Here is a 23260-nt window from a genome sequence, read left to right as displayed (position 1 = left end):
TCCGTCGTCGCCGGGGCGTCAGTGCTCGGCGGGGCGTCAGTCGCCGGCGAGGCTCTGCTCGCGGAGCTGCTCGAGGAACGCGTCGACGTTGCTCGGGCCGAGGAGGTGCTGCCGCAGCATCAGCGCCGCGCCGCGGACGCCGCCGCTGCCGCCGAGCTCCGCGGTCACGACGTGCAGGCGCTGTGTCGCCAGCGGGAGGGAGCGCCGGTCGACGACCTCGCGCACCCCGGCCAGGATCTCCGGAGCGGCGAGCGCGACGCTGCCGCCGAGCACGATGACCGACGGGTTCAGCAGGCTCACGCAGGTGGCCAGGACCTCGCCGATCTGGAGGCCCGCGATGCGCGCCGCCTCGATCGCCTCGGGGTCGCGGTCGCGCAGGAGCGCCAGCAGATCGCGGACCGAGTGCACGTCGCGCCCCGCCTCGGCCAGCGCGCGCACCAGGGCGCCGCCGCTCGCCAGTGCTTCGAGGTCGCCGTCGCGGCCGTCCGCCGCCTCCGGAGCGGTGCGCGGCATCTGCACGTGACCGAGATCGCCGGCCGCGCCGAGCGCGCCGCGCTGCAGGACGCCGCCCGAGACGATGCCCGAGCCGATGCCGGTGCTGATCTTCACGAAGATCAGGTCCTGCGCGTGCGGGAAGCGCGAGGCGCGCTCGCCCAGGGCCAGCAGGTTCACGTCGTTGTCGACGAGCACCGTGGTGTCGACGCGGCGGCGGATGTAGCCGGGGATGTCGAAGCCGTCCCAGCCGGGCATGATCGGCGGGCGCACCGGGCGGCCGCTCGCGTGCTCGACGGGTCCGGGGACGCCGAGGCCGAAGCCGGCCAGCGCCTCGGGCGCCAGGTGCGCGTCGGCGAGGATCTCGTCGCAGACGTCGAGCGCGTGGTCGAGCACCCGGATCGGGCCCTGCGCGATGTCGAGCTCCTCGCGCCGCTCGACGACGATGCGGCCGTCGAAGTCGGTCAGCGCGATCGTCGAGTGCGTCGCGCCGAGGTCGATGGTCAGGAACGCGCGGACCGACGGGTCGAAGACCAGCCGTGCCGACGGGCGGCCGCCGGTCGACGGCGCCCGGTCGAGGTGCGTGATCAGCCCGAGCTCGAAGAACAGGTCGAGCCGCGTCATCACGGCCGTGCGGGCGAGGCCCGTCTCCTCGACCAGCTCCGCCCGGGTGCGCGGACGGCCGTCGGCGAAGAGCCGCAGCAGGTCGCCGGTCTGCGAGCCGGCCCGCACGCCCACGCTCAGCGCCCGCCGTCGGTGCACGCGCCGTCCGGGCGACGGCGCGCGGCGGCTCGGGGGGACGGGTCGCGGCTCGGCACACCTGAGGAAAGCAGTCGCCGCGAGGTGACGCAATCTCGACGCGCGAGGAGACCCCGAATGACACACCCACGAACGACCTCCCCACGAACGACACCCACCGACAGGAGAGAACGATGACCTCGTCCGACAGCACCACCGGCACCACCCGCACCACCACCGCCGACCGCGCCCCGCAGCAGGAGCGCATCGGCCTCTGGCTGATCGGAGCCCGCGGCAGCGTCGCCACCACGGCCGCCGTCGGCCTGCACGCGATCGCCTCGGGCGCCGCGCCCAGCAACGGCTGCGCCACCGCGACCCCCGCCTTCGAGGACGTCCCGCTCGCCGGCTTCGACGCGATCGTGATCGGCGGGCACGACGTCTCGTCGACCCCGCTGCTCGAGAAGGCGATGGGCCTGGCGGCCGGCGGGATGTTCCCGACCTCCGTCGTCGCCGAGGTCGCCGACCGGCTCGACGCGACCGACGGCGAGATCCGCCGCTCCTTCGGCGTCGAGGGCGGCTCGCAGCAGGACGAGATCGACCGCCAGGCGGCCGACATCGTCGAGTTCCGCGAGCGGCACGCGCTGGCCCGGGTCGTCGTGATCGACGTCGCCTCGACCGAGGTGCTGCCGAAGGACCGCCCCGAGTTCCACGACCTCGCCGCCCTGCGCGCGGCCCTCGCCCGCCCCGGCGAGACGGTGCTGCCGCCGAGCTCGATCAGCGCGCTCGCCGCGATGACCGCCGGCTCGCCCTACGTCTGCTTCACCCCCTCCACGGCGCTGGCGCTGCCCGCGCTCGAGGAGTGGGCCGCGGAGGCGGGGATCCCGATCGCGGGTCAGGACGGCAAGACCGGGGAGACCCTGCTCCGCAGCGTGCTCGCGCCGATGTTCACGGCGCGCGGGATGCGCGTGCTGTCCTGGGCGGGCGCGAACCTGCTCGGCGGCGGCGACGGCCAGACCCTCGCCGACCCGGAGGCGGTGCGCTCGAAGCTGGTCTCGAAGAACCGGGGCCTCCGGAGCCTGCTCGGCGACGAGGTCGTCACTCCGCTGCACATCGACAACGTGCCGGACCTCGGCGACGTGAAGACGGCGTGGGACCACGTGCACGCCGAGGGCTTCCTCGGCTCGCGGATCACGGTGCAGACCATCTGGTCGGCCTACGACTCGGCGCTCGCCGCGCCGCTGATCCTGGACCTGGCGCGGCTGATGTCGCTCGCCGACGCGGCCGGGATCTCGGGCCCCGTCGCCGAGCTGGGCTTTTTCTTCAAGGACCCGTGGGGGAGCGACGTGCACGGCTTCGCGGAGCAGACCGCCGAGCTGGTCGCCTGGTCGGCGCGCACCGGGGCGGCCGTCGCCCAGCGCTCGCTCGTGGCGGTCGGACCGATCCGCCATGGCTGAGCTGCGCGACTGGCTCGAGCTCGTGCGCGCCAAGGCGGCGCTCTCGGTGCTCGGCGACACGGTGGCCGGAGCGGCGTGGGCGGGCCGGGAGACCGGCGCGCGCACGGTCGCGCTGCCGCTCGCGTCCGCGCTCCTCTACTCCGCGGGCATGGCGCTCAATGACTACGCGGACGCCGAGCTCGACGCGGTGGAGCGGCCGGAGCGGCCGATCCCGTCGGGGCGGATCCGGCGCGGCGCCGCGCTCGGGCTGGCGGCCGGGCTGACCGGGGCGGCGATCGCGGTCGCGGCGCTGGTCGACGGGCGCCGCTCGCTCCTGCTGAGCGTGCCGCTCGCGGCGAGCATCTGGTCGTACGACCTGCTGGCCAAGCCGACTCCGCTCGGGCCCGTCGTGATGGCGGCCTGCCGCGGGCTCGACGTGCTGCTCGGCGCGGGAGCGTCCGGCGTGCGCGCGGCGGCGCCGGCCTCGGCAGCGGTCGCGGCGCACACCCTCGGCGTCACCGTGCTCTCGCGCGGCGAGGTGCACGGCACCCGGCCGGCGATCGCGGGAGCGGCGGCCACCGGCACGGCCGCGCTCGCGCTCGCGCTGGGGGTCGGGGCGGTCCGGGCGAAGGGCGGCCCGGCGATCGGGGCGGTGGTCGGAGTCGCGATCGCCCGCTGGCTCGCGCTCGTGCTGGTGCCGCAGCTGCGGGCCGTGCGGACGCCCGACGCGGCCTCGGCCCGGACGGCCACCCGCTCGGGCATCGCGGGGATGGTCCCGCTGCAGGCGGCGCTCGCCGGGCTGCGGCGGCCGGAGCTCGGCGCGGTCCTGCTCGGTCTGGACGTGCTCGGCGCGGTCGCGCTGCGGCGCCCGAGGGTCTCGGCGGACATCACATGAGCGGGCAGGAGCAGAGCAAGCAGGACAGCACTGGTCCCGTCCTCGGCTACGGCACCAACGGCTTCGCCGACCACACCCTCCACGACGCCCTGACGGTGCTGCACGCCGCCGGCTACCGGGCGGTGGCGCTGACCCTCGGGACCCCGCACCTCGATCCGTTCGCCGACGACGTCCGCGAGCGCACCCTCGCCCTGCGCGCACGGCTCGACGAGCTGGGCTTCCGCGTGGTGATCGAGACCGGGGCGCGCTACCTCCTCGATCCGTTCGCGAAGCACCGGCCGACCCTGGTCGACGAGGAGGCCGGGCCGCGCCTGGCGTTCCTGCACCGCGCGATCGAGATCGCCGCGCTGCTCGGCGCCGACGCCGTCTCGCTCTGGTCGGGGGTGCTGCCCGAGGGCGTCGACCGCGCCCGCGGCTGGCGGCTCCTGGTCGAGCGGATGCGCGGCGTCGTCGCCGAGGCCGAGCGCTGCGGCGTGCGGCTCGGCTTCGAGCCGGAGCCCGGCATGCTCGTCGAGACCGTCGCCGACGCGCTGCTGCTGCGGCGCGAGCTCGGCGACCCGGAGGCGTTCGGCCTCACCGTCGACCTCGGCCACTGCGTGGTGGTCGAGCCGGACGGCGTCGTCGGTGCCCTCCGCAGCGCCGCCGGCCTGCTGGTGAACGTGCAGGTCGACGACATGCTGCCCGAGCGGCACGAGCACCTCGAGCTCGGGACCGGCGTGCTCGATCTCGCGGCCGCCTTCGCGACGCTCGAGGAGATCGGCTACCGCGGGATCGCCGCGGTGGAGCTGCCGCGGCACTCGCACGACGCGCCGCGCCTCGCGGTCGCGAGTCTCGCGGCGATGCGGGCGGCGATCCGGGCGGCGATCCGGACCCGGGGGACAGGGGCGGAGTCGCCGCAGCACCCGTGGACCGCCGACGCCTGCGCCGTCCTGCGCGAGCAGCCGCGGCGCATCGAGCGCTGCTTCCCGGCCGCGGGTCGGGAGGCGGGACGCGCGCCGCTGCGCCCGGACGCGGATCCGCAGGGCCTCGTGCACGGCACCCAGGACGACGCGGCGCGCTCGGCGCTGATCGCGGCCGCCGCCTCCGCGCTCGACGACGAGGACCTGGCCGCCCTGCTGCTCCGCCTCTACCGGCGCGGCGACGACGCGGAGCGCCGCGGCGTGCTGGTCGGGCTGCACGCGCTGACCGCCGCCGGCCGTGCGGGGGAGCCGGTCGCCGCGGCAGGGCGCGAGCTGGTCGCGGACGCCCTGCGCGCCAACGACACCCGCCTGGTCGCCGCGGCGATGGGCCGCTTCACCGAGGAGCATCTCGACGCCCACGCCTGGCGGCACGGCGTGCTCAAGCTCGTCTTCTGCGGCATCCCGCTCGCGGCCGTCTCCGGTCTCGAGCGGCGGAGCGACCCCGAGCTCGCCGCGATGGCCGGCCGCTTCGCCGACGAGCGCCGCGCCGCCGGCCGCGCCGTCCCGGACGATCTGGCGGTGCTCCTGCCGAGCTGAGCCGTCCCGCACCGACCACCACGACCCCTCACGAGAAAGGCGCGACGATGCGCATCTTCGACCCGCACATCCACATGACCTCCCGCACCACCGACGACTACCAGGCGATGCACGACGCCGGGGTCCGCGCCGTGGTCGAGCCGTCGTTCTGGCTCGGCCAGCCGCGCACCAGCGTCGGCTCCTTCACCGACTACTTCGACGCCCTGATCGGCTGGGAGCGCTTCCGCGCCGCGCAGTACGGGATCCGGCACCACTGCACGATCGGGCTGAATCCCAAGGAGGCGAACGACCCGCGCTGCCGCGAGGTGCTGCCCGAGCTCGACCGCTACCTCGCCAAGGACGGCGTCGTCGCGGTCGGCGAGACCGGCTACGACTCGCTCACGGCGGAGGAGGACGCGGTGTTCCGCCACCAGCTGGAGCTCGCGAAGGATCACGGCCTGCCCGTGCTCGTGCACACCCCGCACCGCGACAAGGCGGCGGGCACGCAGCAGACGCTCGACGTCGTCGCCGAGTCCGGGATCGACGCCGGCCTCGTCGTCGTCGACCATCTCAACGAGACCACCGTCGACCTCGTCCTCGGCTCCGGCTGCTGGCTGGGCTTCTCCATCTACCCGGACACCAAGATGGACGAGACCCGCCTGGTGACGCTCGTCGAGCGGATCGGCCTGGACCGCGTGCTGGTCAACTCCGCCGCCGACTGGGGCCGCTCGGATCCGCTGACCACCGCGAAGACCGGGCACCTGCTGCTCGTCGCCGGCTTCAGCGCCGACGAGGTCGACCGGCTGCTCTGGCAGAACCCGATCGACTTCTACGGGCAGAGCGGACGGCTGAACCTCGACCCCATCCCGGGCTTCGACGCGGTCGACGCGATGGGCCGCAGCTTCGAGGGCAACTCGATCCTCCGGGGCGCGCCGCGCGTGGCGGAGGTCGTCTGATGCACCTCTCCTACTGCACCAACGTCCACCCGGCCGAGGACCTCGAGGGTGTCGTCCGCCAGCTCGACGTCTACGCCGGACCGGCCCGCGCCGCCGCGGGGCTCGAGACCGTGGGAGTGGGGCTGTGGATCCCGCGCGATCTCGCCGCCCGGCTCGTCGCCAGCCGCGAGGACTGCGCCGTGCTGCGTGCCGCGCTCGAGCGCAACGGCCTCGAGGTGCGGACGCTGAACGCGTTCCCCTACGCCGCGTTCCACGCCGAGGTGGTCAAGCTCGACGTCTACCGGCCCGACTGGACCACGCCCGAGCGCCTCGCCTACACGATCGACTGCGCGCGGATCCTCGCGGATCTGCTGCCCGCGGGCGCCGACGGCAGCATCTCGACCCTGCCGCTGGGCTGGCGCGAGGGCTGGGGCGCGGAGCAGGACGCGGCCGCGGTCCGGCAGCTCGCGCTGCTGGTCGCCGAGCTGCGCGAGCTGCGCCGCTCGACCGGCCACGCGATCCGCCTGGCGATCGAGCCCGAGCCCGGCTGCATCCTCGACACGGTCGACGACGTCGTGGACTGGCTGCACCCGCGCATCGGTCTCGTCGATCCGGCCTACGTCGGCGTCTGCCTCGACACCTGCCACCTCGCGGTGTCGTTCGCCGACCCCGCCGCGGCGGTCCGGCGGATCCGCGACGCGGGACTGCGCGTGGTCAAGGTCCAGGCCTCGGCCGCGCTGCACGTCGCGGACCCGGCGGACCCGGCCGCCCGCGCCGCCGTCGGGGCCTTCGTGGAGAAGCGCTACCTGCACCAGACCCGCGAGAACGGCGCGGGCGGGGTGCTCCGCGTCGACGACCTGCCCGAGGCGCTCGACACGCTGCCCGGCGCGGGGCCCTGGCGCGTGCACTTCCACGTGCCGCTGCACCATCGGCCGGCCGCGCCGCTGTCGGCGACCACCGCGGTGCTGGCCGAGGCGGTCTCCGCGGTCGACGCCGCCTGGCCGTACGACGAGATCCACCTCGACGTCGAGACCTACACCTGGGCGGTGCTGGCCGACGCGCCGAGCGACCTCTCGGTCGGCATCGGCGCCGAGCTGGCCTGGGCGGCGGAGCACCTGCTGACGCCCGTCGCGCGCGCCGCGGTGCTGGAGGCGGGCGCCGCTCCTGTCGCGGTCGCCGCTGTCCCGGTCGCTGCCCTCCTCGCCGAGGAGGTCGCGCTGTGACGCCGGTGCTGCTGCTCGACGTGGTCGGCCTGACCGCGACGGCGCTCGCCGACATGCCGCGACTGTCCCGGCTCGCCCGGGCCGGCAGGCAGCTGCCGCTCGACACGATCCTCCCGGCCGTCACCTGCAGCGTGCAGTCGTCGATGCTCACCGGCACGCTGCCGGCGCAGCACGGGATCGTCGGCAACGGCTGGTACTTCCGCGACCTCGGCGAGGTGCACCTCTGGCGCCAGCACAACCGCCTGGTGACGGGGGAGAAGGTCTGGGAGACGGCCCGCCGGCTGTCCGACGGCGACCCGTACCGCGCCGCCAACATCGGCTGGTGGTACGCGATGGGGGCGACGACCGACGTCACCGTGACGCCGCGGCCGATCTACCACGCCGACGGCCGCAAGTCGCCGGACGCCTACGTCCGCCCGCCGGCGCTGCACGACGAGCTGGTCGGGAAGCTGGGCGCCTTCCCGCTGTTCCAGTACTGGGGGCCGACCGCGTCGCTGCGCTCCACGCAGTGGATGGTGGACGCGACCCGTCACGTGCTCGCCGGCGACGGCTCCGGCCCGCCGCAGCTCACCACGGCCTACCTGCCGCACCTCGACTACGACCTGCAGCGCTTCGGGCCGGACTCGCCCGAGGCGCGGCGGGCGGCGTCCGAGCTCGACGTGGTGCTCGCGCCGCTGCTCGACGACGCGGAGGCGCTCGGCGCGTCGGTCGTGGTCGTGGCGGAGTACGGGATCGCGGCGGCGGACACCCCCGTCGACGTCAACCGGGCGCTGCGGCGCGCGGGCCTGCTCGAGGTGTACGTGCAGGACGGCCGCGAGCAGCTGGACCCGTGGACCTCGCGCGCCTTCGCGGTCGCGGACCACCAGATCGCGCACGTCTACGTGCCGGATGCGGCGGATCTGCCGCGGGTGCGCGCGCTGCTCGAGGCGCTGGCCGGGGTGGACGAGGTGCTGGACCGGGAGGCGCAGGCCCGGTACGGTCTCGACCACGAGCGCTCGGGCGAGCTGGTGCTGGTGGCGCGGCCGGGGGCGTGGTTCACCTACTACTACTGGCTCGACGACGATCGCGCGCCGGACTTCGCGCGCGGCGTCGACATCCACCGCAAGCCCGGCTACGACCCGGCGGAGCTGTTCTTCGACCCCGCCGACAGGCTGGTGAAGGCGAAGGCGGCCGGCAATCTCGCGAAGAAGGCCCTGGGCCTGCGCTACGCGATGAACCTCGTGCCGCTGGACGCGTCGCTGGTGCGCGGCACGCACGGGCGGTTGCCGGTGTCGGCGGCGGACACCCCGCTGGTGCTGACCTCGGACGCCGACCTGCTGCCGTCCGGCGCCGCGTCGCTGCCGGTGACGGCGGTGCGCGACCTGGTGCTGGCGGCGCACGGCCCGGCGCTGGCGCGCGCGGCAGCGACGGCCCGGGCCTGAGCGGGGCCGGGCTCGGGGCGGCTCCGAGTGGACGCGAAGCGGGCTCAGCCGCGCCGGCAGCGCCCGTCCCGCGTCCACTCGCGCGGCTCGCGCGACGCGAGTGGACGCGCGATGGGATCTGCGGAAGCGACAGGCCCGCTCCGACGCGGGCCCCGTGCTCGGCGATCGCGGCCGTGGCCTCCTCGACGCTCAGCCGCACCGCCGCCGACGGCTCGAGGCCGACGGTGCGCACGAGCTGCGTCATCAGCGAGAGCGGGAGGCCGCCGGACGGGTGAGCCGCGGGGCCACCCCGATCCGGCAGGACGCCGTGCTGCACGCAGGCCCAGAAGACGGGCGACTCGACCCAGAGCTGACTGCGCAGGATCTCGGCCCAGATGCTCGCGCCGTAGGTGGTGCGGTTCACCGGCTTCGAGATCCGGGTCCGGAGGATGCGCCCGTCGTGCAACGGCAGCTCGAAGGTCTTGTGGTGGCGGACGGGCTTTCCGGGCGCGCCGCGCACGAGCGTCAACTCCTCGGTGAGGCAGTAGTCGTCGTGATGCTCGCGCGTCGGCGCGGAATGCCTGCTCACGGTGCCTACTCGTCCGTGCCGAGGAGCCACGCGGTCAGCTGTGCGTCGTCCGACAGCTCCACGAGCTGGACGAGCCCCCAGTTCTCCGCGTGGTTCGGCGCGGTCAGCAGGTGGTCCTGCCAGTCCTCCGCGTACTCGCGGAGGGCGAGCACCATGTCGGCGACGAGTGCCTCGTAGTCCTCGTCCTCCACGGCGATCGCCGGGTCGGCCATGATCATCGCGAAGACGCCGTCCTCCTCGAGCACGCGGACCTCGGCGGCGACCGTCCGGGCGAGGAACCTGCGGTAGCGCGTCGCGTCGACGACGGCCACCGAGTCGCCGTCGCGGCGCACGGAGGAGAGTCATCGTCCGATCATCGAGCGGGCCATCGAGTACGTCGAGTACGCGAGGTACTCGGCGCGGTGTGTCGCGGAGAAGACGCGCGCTGCGCGGTGGGGTGCTCGAGGACATCCGTCGATCTCCGAGGGCCGGGTCTCCCGCCTCAAGAAGACGGCGCTCCGAGGCGGCTTCGGCGTACCGCGGTCAGTCTGCTGGGCCGGGATCGGCGCCGTCGAGGTCCGCGAGGTCGAGGACGAAGCGGTAGCGGACGTCGTTCGCGGCGAGGCGGTCGAGCGCCGTCTGCACCTGCGCGGAGGGCAGCACCTCGACGTCCGCGGTGATGCCGTGCTCGCCGCAGAAGGCGAGGAGCTCGCGGGTGCTGCGGGTGCCGCCGCTGCCGCCGGAGGTCAGGCTCTTGCGGCCGATCAGCAGGTCGGTCGCGTCGACGGTGACCGGCGCGAGCATCCCGAGGACGCTCAGCGCGCCGTCGAGGGCGAGGACGTCCAGGTACGGCGCGAGGTCGTGCGGGGCCGAGACCGTGTCGAGGACGAGGTCGAGGAGCCCGCGCTGCGCGGCCATCGCCTCCTCGTCGCGGGAGACGACGACCCGGGTGGCACCGAGCGCGAGGGCGTCGGCGGTCTTCGACGCGGAGGTCGTGAAGACCGTCACCTCGGCGCCGAGCGCCCGGGCGAGCTTCACCGCGAGGTGACCGAGTCCGCCCAGTCCGACGACGCCGACCCGCGAGCCGGGGCCGACGGAGTGCGCGCGCAGCGGCTCCCAGACGGTGACGCCCGCGCAGAGCAGGGGAGCGACGGCCGCCGGGTCGAGGCCGGCCGGCAGCGGGTGGGCGAAGCGGTCGCGGACGACGTACTCGCGCGAGAACGCGCCGAGCGTGGTGCTGCCGTCCTGCCGGTCCGTGCCGCCGTAGGTCAGGGTCGGGAACTCGCGGCAGAAGTTCTCCTGCTCGGCCGCGCACATGTCGCAGGTGCCGCAGGAATCGACGATGTTCCCGACCGCGACGGGGTCGCCGACCGAGAAGGCCGTGACGGTGGAGCCGACGGCGAGCACCGTGCCGACGAACTCGTGACCCGGGACGAGCGGTCCGGCGGAGTGGGCGGGGTGGGCGGAGTGGGCCCTGAGGGCGTGCAGATCGCTGTGGCAGACGCCGCAGTAGTCGACGCGGACCGAGACGTCGTCGGGGCGGAGGGCGCGTCGCTCGATGACGGCCGGGGCGAGGCCGCCTTCGGCGGTGGCCGCGTAGGCGGGGGTGCTGGTCATCGACTGCTCTTCTCTACTAACCGGTTTGTTTATTCGACGCTAGCACTCGCGGGCGGCGGAGAACAGACCTGTCGGTAGTCTCGAGGCATGGGAGCGACACCGGCCACCGGCAAGGGCGAGGCGACGCGCGCGCGGATCATGACGGCGGCGACCGCCGAGTTCGCCCGCTACGGCATCGCCGGTGCGCGGGTGGACCGCATCGCGGCCGAGGCCCGCAGCAACAAAGCGCAGCTGTACTCCTACTTCACCAGCAAGGAGCTGCTCTTCGACGCGGTCTTCGAGGCGTCGCTCGACCGGATCGTCGACGTCGTGCCCATCGACCCGACCGATCTCGGCGACTGGGCCGTCCGCCTCTACGACGAGTACCTGCGCCGCCCCGACCTCATCCGGCTCGCCACCTGGGCGCGCCTCGAGCGCCGCCCGGCCGGCCACCTCGTCGCCGACGACGAGGCGCGCGTGCGCGAGGAGGGCAAGCTCGAGGCGATCCGGGCCGCTCAGGCCGACGGCACGGTGGGCGTCGCGGCCGACCCGTTCGACGTGATGGCGCTGGTCATCGCGATGTCGATGGCCTGGTCGCCGGTGAGCAACGTCTACGCCGCCTCGGCGGAGGAGGCCGCGTCGGAGCACGAGCGCCGGCGCGCGCTGCTCCGTGAGGCGGTCGGGCGCGCGTTCCCGCCCGCCTGAGCGGCGCGGGCGGCGTCAGACGGTGGCGACGCGCGCGGTGCCGGTGCGACGGGCGGCGGTGAGGCGGAGCAGGAGCGTCGCCACGAGAACGACGGCCGCGGCGATCAGCGCGGCGGTCCCGGCGGGGACGGAGACGAGCTCGCCCGAGAAGCGCCCGACCGCGACCCAGACGAGCCCCCAGCAGAGCGACAGCATCGGAGCGATCCGGCCGCGGCCGGTGACCGCGATCAGCACGCCGATCAGTGCGGCGACGATCAGGACGACGACCGCCCACGGTGCGGCGCCGGGTCCGTCGGCGCTGCCGATGCCGGCACCGACGAGGCCGGCCGTGACGTTGGCGACCGTCGCGACGCAGACCCAGCCGAGGTAGAGGCCGAAGGTGCCGTCGGTGAGGACCGCGTCGACGACGCCGCCGGTGCGGGTGCTGCGCAGGAGCACGAAGATCCGCGCGAGCACGGCGAGCAGCAGGGCGATCACCACGACGCTGAGCGCGAGCAGTCCGGCCTGCACGACCAGGATCCACGCCGCGTTCAGCAGGAGGCTCGCGGCGGCCCAGTAGCCGAGCCGGCGGTGGCGGGTGCGCGTGGTCTGCGAGGGCAGGAACTGCCAGATCGCGTAGCCGATGAGACCGGCGTAGATGACGCTCCAGATCGCGAACGCGGGACCGTCGGGGGCGACCGGCGTCGAGGAGGCGGACAGCGCGCCGCCGGCGGCGTCCTGGATCTGCGTGCCGCCCGCGGCTCCCGAGCCGAGGAAGGAGCCGACGATCGCGAGCACGGCGCTGACGGCGACGACCGACTGCCGGACGCGGTCCGCGCGGGTGGGGGATGTCGTGGCGGTCATGTCGCTCCTCGATTAGTCAGCTGGCTGAGTAATGAGCGTAGCGTGCCGGGCGGTACCGGCGCACGCGGCTTCCGGGCGCCGACCGGGCCGCTCGAGCAGCGCGCGCAGCGACTCCATCGAGCGGAGGGGGCGCCTTCAGCGCCGGCGCAGGGCGGGGAAGAGGCAGACGTCTTCGGGTGGGCGGGTCTCGACACGCCCCGTCGGGGCTGTTCGACCAGCAGGGTCTGCGGGTGTCCCTTCGAAGAGGATCCAGGTTCTGCCGGGGCAGGGTCTCGATACGCGCTGCGCGCTACTCGACCAGCATGGAGGGGCGCACGCCGAGAAGCGCTGCGTGCGCTGCGTGCGCCGCGTGCGCTGCGTGCGCTGCTGGCGCTGCATGCTGATCGAGTAGCCCGCGGAGCGGGCGTATCGAGATCCACCGGTCAGAACGGTGCCGGCGCGTCGACGAAGTGCGGCCGCGGCGGCGGCTCGGGCGGCCGCCCGGGCAGTGGGGGCGGCCGGTTGCTGATCCGCCGGCCGGTGGGGCTCGTCCACACGATCGTCCCGTCGTCGACCTGGTCGTAGGTCCACTGGTCGCCGTGCCGCAGATGGTGGTGCGAGGTGCAGAGCGAGACGAGGTTCTCGAGGGAGGTCTCGCCGCCGTTGCGCCACTCGAAGGTGTGGTCGGCCTCGCTGGTGCTGGCGGGCCGGGTGCAGCCGGCGAAGCGGCAGGTCTGATCCCGAAGCTGCAGGTGCAGGCGCATCTGCGGCGGCGGGACCCGGTGGGTGCGGCCCACGGAGACGACCGCGCCGGTCTCCGGATCGGTGAGGACGCGGGTGAAGGAGGCGGCGGTGCGGATCAGCTCGCGGGCGATCTCGGCGGACACGGGTCCGTAGCCGTCGAGGTCCGCGGGCGCGTCGTCGAGACCGACCGCGGTGGAGGCGGCGAGGGTCAATCGGACCTCGGCGCGGATACCGGGGACGAACGTCGGGTCGGGCCGGTGCTCTTCGTTCGGCGTGGTTCCGGCGATGTCGCCGTCGCAGAGCAGGTCGACGGCGGCGTCGGCGCTGAGCTGCTGGAGGGTGCGGGGGTCGCCGTCGTCGCGGAGCGTGCGCGCGATGCGGCGGAGGCGGTCGTACGCGCCCGTCACCGCCGGCGCGGGAGCGTGGACGCAGAGGGTCGCCATCCCGTCGACGTCCGCGGTGACCCAGACGGCGCGGTCCAGCGCGGCGCGGGCGTGGCGCTCGGCGAGGGGCTGCTCGTGCAGCTCCTCGCGCCAGCGGCTGAGGGCGCGGCGCAGCTGCGTGGTCGTCATCGTGAGCGCGGCGTCGGCGGCGCGCTCGTCGAGTGCCGCGCGGGAGGCTTCCGGGAGGCTGCTCGCGGTTCTGCAGATCGCCTCGCCGACCTCCCAGAGAATCCGTGCGTCCCGCAGCAGGGCGCGCGTGAGGGGTAGGTGCTCCATCAGCATCTGCGCGGTCTCGAGGCGGCGGCAGACGTCTCGCTCGGACACGCCGAGCGTCACCGCGAGCTCGGCGCGGATGGAGCGCTCGACGAGGTCACGGGTCTCGCTCCGGGTCGCACCGCGGGCGAATGATTCCGGAACGGTGAGCGCGACGCGGTAGCCGCGGTGGATGCGTTCCGCGGCTCTCAGGCGCGTCGGGGATGCGGCGCGCTCGTCGGCCGCGGCGTCTGTGAAGCAGTCGCGCACCTCCGCGAGTGCTGCCGCATTGTCATCTTCTGACATACGCGTATTGAAGCAGGGACCACCGACAGCCGGGTCGGAACCATGGGCTGATCGGGGACAACGCCGTCAGATCGCGAGTGTGGAGGAGGCTTGTTCCCGAACCTGTCAGTGATGGTGGGTCTCTATACGCCGCCGGAGGCGGCTACTCGACCAGCATGCATGGGCCGCCGCAGGCGGCTGCTCGACCCGCACGAAGCTCACGACCCGCATCGCGGCTGCGGACGGCGACCCCCTGCTGATCGAGTAGCCCGCGCAGCGGGCGTATCGAGATCCACCCCGTCAGAACGGGAGTCTGCAGACGAGACCCGCTGACGACAGCGGGTCTCGATACGCCGCCGGAGGCGGCTACTCGACCAGCATGGGTGGGCCGCCGGAGGCGGCTACTCGGCCGGCATGGAGGGGCCGCTGCTCGACCGGCGTGAACGCGGCGTGTCGAGCACTCGAGCAGCACCACGCGCCGAGCCTCTAGCGTTGCCGTGTGCCCCTCCGTCCGCTGCCGCGCCCCCGCCCGTGAGCGCGCTCGTCGCGCGGCTCGAGCGGCGGCAGATCGGCGTCTACCTCGGCGCGATCGCCGCCGGCGCGGCGCTCGGGCTGCTGCTGCCCGCCGCGCGGCACCTGGAGGGCGCGATCGAGCCGGTGCTCGGGCTGCTGCTGTTCGCGACGTTCCTCGGCGTGCCCTTCGCGGCGCTCGGCCGCTCGCTGCGCGACGTCCGCTTCCTCGCCGCAGTCGGGGTCCTGAACTTCGTCGTCGTCCCGGTCGTCGCGTACGGCCTGTCGCGCGTCGTCGCCGAGAGCCCGGCGCTGCTCTTCGGCGTGCTGCTGGTGCTGCTGACGCCCTGCATCGACTACGTGATCGTCTTCGCCGGTCTCGCGGGCGGCGCCGCCGACCGGCTGCTCGCCGCGGCGCCGCTGCTGATGCTCGCGCAGCTCCTGCTCCTTCCCCTCTCCTTGCTGCTCTTCCTCGGTCCGGAGGGCGTCGCCGTCGTCGAGATCGCCCCGTTCGCGCGCGCGTTCCTGCTGCTGATCGTCCTGCCGCTCGCCGCCGCCGCGCTCGTGCAGGCGCTCGGCCGCCGGCACCGCGCGGGGCGGGTCGTCGAGTCGACGATGCTCGGACTGATGGTCCCGCTGATGGCGGCGACCCTGCTCGTCGTCGTCGCCTCGCAGATCGGGGCGGTCGGGGCCGCCGCCGGGAGGCTGCTCGTCCTCGTCCCCCTCTACACGGCGTTCCTCGCGCTGATGGTCGCGGCCGGTCTCGGCGTCGCCCGGCTCTTCCGGCTGGACGTCCCCGTGACCCGGGCGCTCGTGTTCAGCGGGGCGACGCGCAACTCCCTCGTGGTGCTGCCGCTCGCGCTCGCGCTCCCCGCGCCGCTCGCGCTCGCGCCCGTCGTCGTCGTGACGCAGACCCTGGTCGAGCTGATCGGCATGGTCGTGCTCGTGCGGCTGCTCCCGCGCCTCGTCCCACCCGCGCCCGCCCCGTGCGCGCCCACGCCTCCCGCGCCCGCGCCGCGCGCGCCCACCCCCGAGTAGGGCCCGGCGCCCGGATCCGCTTCCCCGGGCGCACGGCGCCGAACTACGCTCGGCGGCGCCCCCCTCGAGAGGATCCCGTCGTGCCCGACTCCGCCCCGCCCTGCTCCGCCGCGCCCCTCGCGCGCCGCACCCTCGTCGGAGCGGCGTGGGCCGCTCCGGTCGTCGCGCTCGCCGTCTCCGCACCGACCGCCGCGGCCAGCGGGATGCTGCCGCCGCTCGGCGCCCGCGCCGACGGCCCCGTGGAGTACGCGCCGTCGTCCTCGACCGAGTACCGCGTCTTCGTGACCAACACCGGCTCCACCCCGCTCCCGGGCGGGTCCGTGATCGCCGTCCTCCAGGATCCGGGCGACGGCTACGCGTTCGACGGCTACAACGGTCAGCAGTGGAGCTACGCGTACGGGTTCCCCGAGGGGCGGGTCGCCCTCCGCTACGATCCGGCGCTCGCGCCCGGCGAGGAGTCCGTCGTCCTCTTCCTGCTCATCGCCAACGCCGATCGCACGCAGAGCCCGGTCCCCGTGGCGGACCTGGTCATCACCGCGCCGGGCTTCGACGCCACGGTGCTGCCGCTGACGGTCCCGTACTGATCGGCCGCCGCGCGTCCGCCGGACGGGCGGCGCCCCGCCGCGGCGAGTGCCGTCGATCGCACAAGATCAGGATTCTCCAGTCGGGCCGCTCCGATCAGCAAGGGTCTGGTCTCCTCGCCCGAGCACGGTCAGATCGCGTTCACCGTCCCCGGCATGGCGGGCTGCGTCGAAGGGAACCGGGAGGAGCTCGACGACGCCCGCAGGCCCGGCGTCCGACGCGTCAGCCGGCCGAGCAGATGCTCACGCTCTGCTCGACCGACGCCGAGTTCTTGGATCCGGTGCCGACGGTGCCGTCGATGAGCTCGACCATCGCGGCCAGCCCGTACCGGACGGTGGAGGAGAGCGTGGTGATCAGCGACACGGTCGCGCCCGCGGTCAGCGGGCTGGTGAGAACCGCCACCCGCGCGGTGCCGCTGAGGACCTCGATCGAGGCGATCTCGGGGGTCGCGCGGAAGGTGCCGATGTTCGCGACCCCTCTGCCGGTGATGACGATCCTCGTGCCGGCGGGCAGATCGCCGCTGCCTGCGGTGAGAGTGAAGCCGGGGCCGCGGATGCCGGGGACGGCGCAGCGGCCGGCCAGCACGAAGGCTCCGACATCCCCGGCGGAGGCGGCGGCGGCCGGGGTGCCGACTGCGACTGCGACGACGGGAACGGTCCAGGCCGCGGCGGTGACGGAGCGGCGCGAGAGGCCGCGCGAAGCGGTGACGGGTGCGGAATCGGTGTCGGTCAAGGCGGCCCTCTCGGTCGGTGGCGGGACGGGAGGCGCCGCGTCGATCATCGCAGCGTCCGCGGGCGGAGCGCGGCTCGCCGCTGGCCCCCGAGTAGGGCGAGTGTGCGAGGCTGCCCGGATGGCATCGGAGCAGGACGGCCCCCCGCGGTTCGCCGACCCGCGCCGGCTGGGCGCGGTCGTCGGCCTGGCCGGCGCGGTCGTCTTCGCCTTCTCCTCCTCGCCCGCGGAGCCGGTCGCGCTCATCGCCCGTGTCCTCGTCGCCGCGACCGTCGCTGCCGCGCTCTGGTTCGTCTTCGTCCGGCCGCGCCCGCTCGGGCCCTTCGTGCCGCCGAAGCCCTCGCGGCTCGCCGTCTACGGCGCCTGCGTCGTCGCCGAGTTCGCGCTCATCGCCGTCGGCAGCCGCGCTCTCGAGGCGGCGGGTCGCGGCGAGCTGCGGCCCGCGCTCATCGCGCTCGTCGTCGGGCTCCACTTCCTGCCGTTCGCGTGGGCGTTCTCCGAGCGGATGTTCGCGCTGCTCGGCGGTGCGCTGGTCGTGCTCGGCGGCCTCGGCCTGCTCGTCGGCGGCAACGACGCGGCTGTGCTGGCCGCGGTCGCGTCGGGAGTCGCGATGGCGCTGATCCTGCTCGCGTACGCCCTCGGCGCCTTCGCCCCGAGGCACTGACCGCCGCTCGTCTCCTCACCGTCTGAGATCTCTCTCATAGACTCGAGCGCAGTGCCCGGATGAACGTCTCGCTCCTCCGGTTCGTACCCCCTGCGACGGGCCGCTCGGCCGGTCGGGACAGGAGGCGCCGATGGCACTCGCGGCGCTGACGATGCCGGCGGCCACCAGGCCGGCGGCCACCAGGCGACGAGGGGACCGCACCGCGATGACGCAGCCCGACCCGCGGCCGACGCCCCGGCCCGCCGCCCCGCTCGACCTGGTCGCGGCGTTCGACGAGCACGGGTCCGCCCTGCTCGGCTTCGCCGTCAACGCGCTGCGCGACCGCGGTCTCGCGGAGGACTGCGTGCAGGAGACGTTCCTGCGCGCCTGGCGCTCGCGCGAGCGCTACGCCGCGGAGCGCGCGAGCCCGCGCACCTGGCTGTTCGCGATCGCCCGCAACGTGATCGTCGACGCGCACCGCTCCGTCCAGCGGCTGCCGCGGATCGTGCCGGCCGAGGTGCTCGAGGACGTCGCCGGCGAGGACGTCGATCCGCTCGAGCCGCTGATGATGGTCGAGGCGCTCGCCCGCCTCTCGCCCGAGCACCGCCAGGTGGTCGTCGCGATCCACCTCCGCGGCGAGAGCTACGCCGAGGTGTCCGCGGCGACCGGAGTCGCGGTCGCGACGCTCCGGACCCGCACGTTCTACGCTCTCAAGGCGCTCCGCACGCATCTCGCGGGGCCCGATTCGACCCCGGAGGACCGATCGTGACTGGTGCTGACGGACGCGGTGCTGACGGACGCGGTGCTGACGGACGCGGTGCCGACGGACGCGGTGCCGACGGACGCGGTGCCGACGGCGAGGGCGGGCGCCGCGAGGAGCTGATCGCCGCGGCCCTCGCCGGCGAGCTGTCGGACGGGGAGGCCGCCGAGCTCGACCGGCTGCGGGCGGCGGACCCGAGCGTGGACGAGGAGCTGGCCTCCTTCGGCGCCGTGCTCTCCGGGCTGGGCGGGGTCGGCCGTTGGGAGGAGCCCGAGCCCTCGGCGGACCTGCGCGCGCGGGTGGCGGCGCTCGCCGGACCGGCGCTGGTGGCGGTCCCGAGGGCCCGGGGCGAGGAGCCGCGGAGTGCGCCGGCCCGGCCCGCGCGCGGTCGCCGGATCGCGCTCGGGGTGACGGCGGCCGCCGCCTGCGTCGCGATCGGGGCGTTCGGCGGTCTTGCCCTGCAGTCGCTCGGCGACCGTCCCCCCGAGGGCGGGCCGGGCACGCTCGGCGCCGTCGAGCCGATCGCCTTCGCCGAGGACTCGGCCCTCGAGATCGACGCCGAGCTCGTCGCGCACACCTGGGGCACCGAGACGATCCTGCGCGGCAGCGGCTTCGCCGTCGGCGAGAGCTACGAGGTCGTCCTCGTCACCGAGACCGGCGTGCGGCTGCCCTCCGGCTCGTTCCTCGGGAGCGAGGCCTCCCTCGACTGCGCGATGAACGCGGCCGTGCTGCGCGCCTCCGTCGCCTCGATCGAGATCACCGACGAGAGCGGCGGCGCCGTCGCGGTCGCCGAGCTGCCGGTCGTCGAGAGCTGACGGGCCAGGCGGCGATCGGTCCGCCGGCTCAGCGCCGCGGCGCCGGCACCAGCCGGGTCAGCCGGCCGATCAGCCACTCCACGGGGCCGCGGCCGACGAAGCGCCACCACAGCACCGCGACCGCCCAGACCCCCAGCACCAGGAGGAGGGCGGCGCCGGGGGTGTCGACGACGTAGCCGAGGCCCCGGGCCGCGAAGGCGGCCACGACCGCGACCTGCAGCAGGTACACCGAGAGCGCGAGCGAGCCGACGGCGCGGAACGGCGTGAGCACCGCCGCGATCACCGCGCTCGCCGGCCGCCGCCGGACGGTCGCGAGCAGCACGACGGCGACGTCCGCGGCGAGAACCAGGCCGAGGTCGTGCAGCGTGTCCGGGTAGCTGCCGGACACGGAGTCGAGGCCGACCAGCCGCTCGAGCACCGGCCGCACCGGGTACGCGAGCACGGCGACGACGGCGAGCACTGCGAGCAGGCGGTCGCGCCGGAAGCCGTGCCGCAGCAGCAGCGCGCCGAGCAGGAAGAAGGGGAGCAGATTCGTCAGCCGGTAGTGCGGATCGACGAAGCTCCACTGCAGCACGAGGCCCACCGGCGTCCGCGCGTAGAGGACCGTCGGATCCGCGCCCGCCGCGACCGCCGCGTTCAGCGGGGCGCCCGCCACCAGCACGACGGCCGCGGCGAGCGCGACGAGGCGGCTGCGCAGGAGCAGGATCGGCGTCCCGAGCGCGAGGGTGAGCCCGAGGTGCGGCAGCACGATCGCGATCCAGCTGCCCCAGCCGCCCAGCCAGACGCCGAGCGCGACGAGCACCGCCCCGCGGATCAGGTTCTGCACGACCACGCGCCCACCGGACGCGCCGGGCCGCGCGAGCACCAGCGCGGCGGACATCCCCATCACCAGCGCGAACAGGGGCGACGCGAGGTCGTTGACGTTCGCCGCCGCGAAGCCGATCGCCCCGCCGCGCAGGCTCGGCACGAGCGGCAGCGCGTGCGCGATCAGCATCGCCACGATCGCGATCCCGCGCAGGACGTCGGGCACGAGGACCCGGTCCGGCTGCAGCCGCGGGGCGGTCGGGGCGGCGCGCGAGACGGTCGTGGTCGCATCCATGGGGGAGAGGCTACGGCGTGGCCGCCCGCGCCCGCGCGCCGTCGCGCGCCGGGTCGCCCCCCACCTCGCGCCGCGCGACGCTCGCGGCGCGTCCGTGCCCGCGTCCGTCGCCTCTCCGGCTCGTGGAACGCGGCCGGGCTCGCGGGATCCGGCGGCTTCCGCGTGCCGGGGCGGTTCCTGCGAGCCCGGACCGATCGCGCGCGACGAGCGGGTGCGGGCGGCATGCTGGAGGGATGACCGACGCCATCACGCCCGCCGCGCCGTCCGAGCGCCGCGCCCGCCCGCCCCGCCCGCAGCTCGTCCTGACCGTCCTGCGCACCGAGCGGCTCACCGAGCACTTCGTGCGCGTGCACCTCGGCGGCGAGGGCTTCGACGCCTTCGTCGCGGCGGCGGATCCCGACCGGCTCGCCGCGACCGACCGCTACGTCAAGCTGCTGCTCGCCCCGCCCGGCGTCGCCCTCGAGCCGCCGCACGACCTCGACGCCCTGCGCGCCCGCCTCGCCCCCGAGGAGCTCCCGGTGCGCCGGACCTACACGATCCGCTCCGTCGACCTCGACGCGCGCAGCCTCGCCATCGACTTCGTCCTGCACGGCGACGAGGGAGTGGCCGGACCGTGGGCCGCTTCCGCGCGCCCCGGCGATCGGCTCGAGATGTCGGCGCCCGGCGGCGCCTGGGCGCCTCGCGCCGACGCCGCGAACCTGCTGCTCGGCGACGAGTCGGCGCTGCCGGCGATCGCCGCGGCGCTGGAGTCCATGCCCGCCGGCGCCCGCGGCACCGCCCTGATCGAGGTGCACGGCGCCGAGGACGAGCTGCCGCTGACCGTCCCCGCGGGCGTCGAGGTGCGCTGGCTGCACCGCGGCGACGCGGAGGCCGGGCACACCCTGACGGCGGCGGTCGGCGAGCTGCCCCGCCCGGACGGCGCCGTCGAGGTCTTCGCCCACGGCGAGCGGACCGCGATGAAGCGGCTCCGCGCGATCCTCCAGGACGACTGGGGTGTCGAGCGCGCGGCGCTCTCGCTCTCGGCCTACTGGGCGCTCGGCCGTGCCGAGGACCGCTTCCAGGCCGAGAAGCGCGAGCCGGTCGGCGCGATCTTCGCCGACTGACGGCGGTCGGGAGAACGACGGAGGGCCCCTGCACTGCGCAGGGGCCCTCCGTCGTCCAGGCGGTGATCACTCCGGGCGTCAGACCCGCTTCAGGACGATCGCGGCGCTCGTCGTGGCGTTGCCCGCCGCGTCGACGGCCTTCGCCGTCACCGAGTAGCTGCCCTTCGGGAACACCGCGGTGTTCACCGTGAGGTACCAGTTGCCGTCCGACGCCTGCACGGCGTCGCCCAGCTTCGTGGTGCCGACCCAGTAGGTGACTCCGGTCACGGCGGTGTCGTCGGAGGCGGTCGCCATCAGGCTGACGACTCCGGTGACCGACGAGCCGGAGCCCGGCGAGACGATCGCGACGGTCGGCGCCGTGCGGTCGACCGGCGCCGGCACGGCCGTCGGGGTCGGAGTCGCGGTGGGCGTCGGCGTGGCGGTGGGCGTCGCGGTCGGGATGGCGGTCGGGGTGGCGGTCGGCGTGGGCGTGGCCGTCGGCGTCGCGGTGGCCGTCGGCGTGGCGGTGGGGGTCGCCGTCGGGGTGGCGGTCGGCGTCGGAGTCGCGGTGGGCGTCGCGGTCGGCGTCGCGGTCGGCGACGGAGCGGTCACCGCGCCGAACTGGTCGGCGCCGGCGGTGCGGGAGCCCATCGTCTGGCCGTCGATGTCGGTGCGGGCCGACGTGGTCGACCCCCAGCCGGCGATCTGGGTCCCGGTCGCGGACAGCACGTGCAGGTCGCCGGTGGCCACCGAGGCGAGCGCCGGAGCGCCCTGGACGTTGCCCTGCTGGTTGAGCAGCGACGGCGTCCTGCAGAGCTTGGTGTTCCAGTTCTCGACGATGGTGTTCGTCATCGGGCTGGTGCAGGAGGAGAGGTAGCTGACGATGTTGCGGTCGAAGACCGTGTTCTTCGCCCCGCCGACCCGCAGCGCGCCCGACTCGAAGGTGTTGTTGCGGATGTAGATGCCGTCGGCCGAGGCCTCGCGGAAGTCCGCCGCCGAGCCGCCGCGGCAGTCGGCCGTGATGACGATGCAGCCGGAGACGAAGTTCGACTCCACGGTGATGTCGGTCATGCCGTCGCCCGCACCGGGGGAGAAGATGATGCCCGCGTTGTAGCAGTTCATCAGCGTGTTCGCGCGGAGGGTGACGTGGTTGCTCTCGAACACCTGGATGCAGTCGGCGTGCAGGCCGTTGTCGATGTTCTGGTCGAAGTTCCGGACCAGGTTGTTCTCGATCAGCCCGTTGTCGGTGCCGCCGACCTGGATGCCGTCCATCGACGAGCCGTTCTCGAAGAGCGAGTCGCGGACGACGACGTTCGCGCTGCGCACGAAGATGCCGGCGCCGTCGATGTGCATCCGGTTGACCGTGATGCCCGACCCGTAGGTGTAGAAGGTGCTCTTCGAGAAGATGTCGTTCCACACCGTGTTGGGCGTGTAGACCTTCGTCGAGCCGAGGACCGGCGAGGCGCCGGGGGCCGGCTGGACGACGACGGGAGCGGCGACGGTCGCCTTCCCGCCCTTGAGGGTCGTCGTCGGGTACGTGCCGGAGGTGAGCAGCACGGTGTCGCCGGCGGCGGCGCTCTGGACGGCGGTGGTCAGGGCGCAGGGAGCGGCTGCGGAGCAGACCGTTCCCGTGCCGGCGGGCGAGGCGTAGCGGTTCGCCGCCGCGAAGCTGGGCGCGGCCGCGAAGAACGCGGCGATCACGACCAGCAGGGCGGCGAGAGTCGCGCTGAGCGTTCGAGTCATGGGCGTGGTGTCCAATCGGGGAAGGTGTGAGCGGGGACTCGGGGCTGGGAAAGGGGAGGAGTGAAGTCGAGGGGAGGCCGCACCGGGCCTCGGCGGTGCGCGCCGGGCGAACGGGGGACGACTCCGTACACTGGGCGCGGCGGGAGCGTCCCCGGCGGCCGGGCAGCACCGCTGCCTCTGCCGCCGAGATCCCGCCCGGACGGACGGACGCGGCGACGGGCCGCCTCCGCCATCGATGAGCACGGCTCCGCGA

Annotated in this window: 21 protein-coding genes; 13 read left to right on the top strand and 8 right to left on the bottom strand. The window is 74.8% G+C overall.

The genetic code is table 11. From position 1 onward, the window contains the following. Positions 1–36: 36 nt before the first annotated feature. On the bottom strand, positions 37–1254 hold the full coding sequence (locus HRK28_RS07385) for an ROK family protein (RefSeq protein WP_244231752.1): 1218 nt from the start codon (positions 1252–1254) through the stop codon (positions 37–39). A gap of 170 nt (positions 1255–1424) precedes the next feature. On the opposite strand from HRK28_RS07385, the gene HRK28_RS07380 reads away from it, so the two are divergent. Genes HRK28_RS07380 through HRK28_RS07355 form a run of 6 tightly spaced genes read left to right on the top strand, consistent with a single transcriptional unit; the run spans position 1425 to position 8612 of the window. Then, positions 1425–2684, top strand: a complete 1260-nt coding sequence (locus HRK28_RS07380) for an inositol-3-phosphate synthase (RefSeq protein WP_173250856.1) — start codon at positions 1425–1427, stop codon at positions 2682–2684. After that, positions 2677–3558, top strand: a complete 882-nt coding sequence (locus HRK28_RS07375; protein ID WP_173250855.1) for an SCO3242 family prenyltransferase — start codon at positions 2677–2679, stop codon at positions 3556–3558. Before HRK28_RS07380 ends, HRK28_RS07375 begins: the two co-directional genes overlap by 8 nt. After that, entirely contained in the window at positions 3555–5054 is a 1500-nt protein-coding gene (locus HRK28_RS20055) for an EboA domain-containing protein (protein ID WP_173250854.1), read from the top strand. Before HRK28_RS07375 ends, HRK28_RS20055 begins: the two co-directional genes overlap by 4 nt. A gap of 47 nt (positions 5055–5101) precedes the next feature. Then, a complete protein-coding gene (locus HRK28_RS07365) occupies positions 5102–5989 on the top strand; it encodes a TatD family hydrolase (RefSeq protein ID WP_160086912.1) in 888 nt (295 codons plus the stop codon). Further along, positions 5989–7191: a metabolite traffic protein EboE gene (gene eboE, locus HRK28_RS07360; protein ID WP_173250853.1), complete on the top strand. Its 1203-nt coding sequence runs from the start codon at positions 5989–5991 to the stop codon at positions 7189–7191. The genes HRK28_RS07365 and eboE overlap by 1 nt, the downstream gene beginning before the upstream one ends. Continuing rightward, positions 7188–8612, top strand: coding sequence for a nucleotide pyrophosphatase/phosphodiesterase family protein (locus HRK28_RS07355; RefSeq protein WP_173250852.1), 1425 nt, complete (start codon positions 7188–7190; stop codon positions 8610–8612). Before eboE ends, HRK28_RS07355 begins: the two co-directional genes overlap by 4 nt. Before the next feature lie 573 nt (positions 8613–9185). Here HRK28_RS07355 and HRK28_RS07350 read toward each other — a convergent pair. Together HRK28_RS07350 and HRK28_RS07345 are read right to left on the bottom strand one after the other, a co-directional pair. Continuing rightward, the gene (locus HRK28_RS07350) at positions 9186–9512 is read right to left on the bottom strand and encodes a prevent-host-death protein (RefSeq protein ID WP_173250851.1); all 327 of its coding nucleotides are present in this window, start codon (positions 9510–9512) and stop codon (positions 9186–9188) included. A 190-nt stretch (positions 9513–9702) separates the two neighbouring features. Then, on the bottom strand, positions 9703–10776 hold the full coding sequence (locus HRK28_RS07345; protein ID WP_173250850.1) for an NAD(P)-dependent alcohol dehydrogenase: 1074 nt from the start codon (positions 10774–10776) through the stop codon (positions 9703–9705). An 87-nt stretch (positions 10777–10863) separates the two neighbouring features. Here HRK28_RS07345 and HRK28_RS07340 point away from each other — a divergent pair, with 87 nt between their 5' ends. Further along, positions 10864–11460: a TetR family transcriptional regulator gene (locus HRK28_RS07340; protein ID WP_160086924.1), complete on the top strand. Its 597-nt coding sequence runs from the start codon at positions 10864–10866 to the stop codon at positions 11458–11460. Positions 11461–11475: 15 nt separating this feature from the next. Here the strand turns inward: HRK28_RS07340 and HRK28_RS07335 are convergent, their stop codons facing one another. Further along, positions 11476–12303 (bottom strand): tryptophan-rich sensory protein, encoded by an 828-nt coding sequence (locus HRK28_RS07335; protein ID WP_173250849.1) that lies wholly within the window; start codon positions 12301–12303, stop codon positions 11476–11478. A 422-nt stretch (positions 12304–12725) separates the two neighbouring features. Then, positions 12726–14027: an HNH endonuclease signature motif containing protein gene (locus HRK28_RS07330; RefSeq protein ID WP_173250848.1), complete on the bottom strand. Its 1302-nt coding sequence runs from the start codon at positions 14025–14027 to the stop codon at positions 12726–12728. Between the two features lie 510 nt (positions 14028–14537). Here HRK28_RS07330 and HRK28_RS07325 point away from each other — a divergent pair. After that, the gene (locus tag HRK28_RS07325) at positions 14538–15554 is read left to right on the top strand and encodes a bile acid:sodium symporter (RefSeq protein WP_367948354.1); all 1017 of its coding nucleotides are present in this window, start codon (positions 14538–14540) and stop codon (positions 15552–15554) included. Between the two features lie 80 nt (positions 15555–15634). Beyond that, complete coding sequence (locus tag HRK28_RS07320; protein WP_173250846.1) at positions 15635–16138, top strand: hypothetical protein; 504 nt, start codon at positions 15635–15637, stop codon at positions 16136–16138. Between the two features lie 220 nt (positions 16139–16358). Here the strand turns inward: HRK28_RS07320 and HRK28_RS07315 are convergent, their stop codons facing one another. Continuing rightward, on the bottom strand, positions 16359–16868 hold the full coding sequence (locus HRK28_RS07315; RefSeq protein ID WP_173250845.1) for a hypothetical protein: 510 nt from the start codon (positions 16866–16868) through the stop codon (positions 16359–16361). A 118-nt stretch (positions 16869–16986) separates the two neighbouring features. Here HRK28_RS07315 and HRK28_RS07310 point away from each other — a divergent pair, with 118 nt between their 5' ends. From HRK28_RS07310 to HRK28_RS07300, 3 genes are all read left to right on the top strand, one after another. Then, positions 16987–17529, top strand: a complete 543-nt coding sequence (locus HRK28_RS07310; RefSeq protein WP_173250844.1) for a hypothetical protein — start codon at positions 16987–16989, stop codon at positions 17527–17529. Between the two features lie 205 nt (positions 17530–17734). Beyond that, positions 17735–18277, top strand: coding sequence for a sigma-70 family RNA polymerase sigma factor (locus HRK28_RS07305; RefSeq protein ID WP_160086938.1), 543 nt, complete (start codon positions 17735–17737; stop codon positions 18275–18277). After that, entirely contained in the window at positions 18274–19083 is an 810-nt protein-coding gene (locus HRK28_RS07300; RefSeq protein ID WP_173250843.1) for a hypothetical protein, read from the top strand. The genes HRK28_RS07305 and HRK28_RS07300 overlap by 4 nt, the downstream gene beginning before the upstream one ends. A gap of 28 nt (positions 19084–19111) precedes the next feature. Here HRK28_RS07300 and HRK28_RS07295 read toward each other — a convergent pair whose 3' ends face one another. Beyond that, the gene (locus tag HRK28_RS07295; RefSeq protein WP_160086942.1) at positions 19112–20182 is read right to left on the bottom strand and encodes a DUF418 domain-containing protein; all 1071 of its coding nucleotides are present in this window, start codon (positions 20180–20182) and stop codon (positions 19112–19114) included. Positions 20183–20415: 233 nt separating this feature from the next. Here HRK28_RS07295 and HRK28_RS07290 point away from each other — a divergent pair, with 233 nt between their 5' ends. Continuing rightward, positions 20416–21285, top strand: coding sequence for a siderophore-interacting protein (locus tag HRK28_RS07290; protein WP_173250842.1), 870 nt, complete (start codon positions 20416–20418; stop codon positions 21283–21285). Positions 21286–21363: 78 nt separating this feature from the next. Here HRK28_RS07290 and HRK28_RS07285 read toward each other — a convergent pair whose 3' ends face one another. Next, entirely contained in the window at positions 21364–23007 is a 1644-nt protein-coding gene (locus tag HRK28_RS07285) for an Ig-like domain-containing protein (RefSeq protein WP_160086946.1), read from the bottom strand. Positions 23008–23260: the final 253 nt, after the last annotated feature.

The sequence above is a fragment of the Rathayibacter sp. VKM Ac-2835 genome, from assembly GCF_013266705.1.
Classification (GTDB): Bacteria; Actinomycetota; Actinomycetes; order Actinomycetales; family Microbacteriaceae; genus Rathayibacter.
The sequence above is the reverse complement of the archived record's forward strand: the minus strand, read 5'-3'. Positions and strand labels throughout refer to the sequence as shown.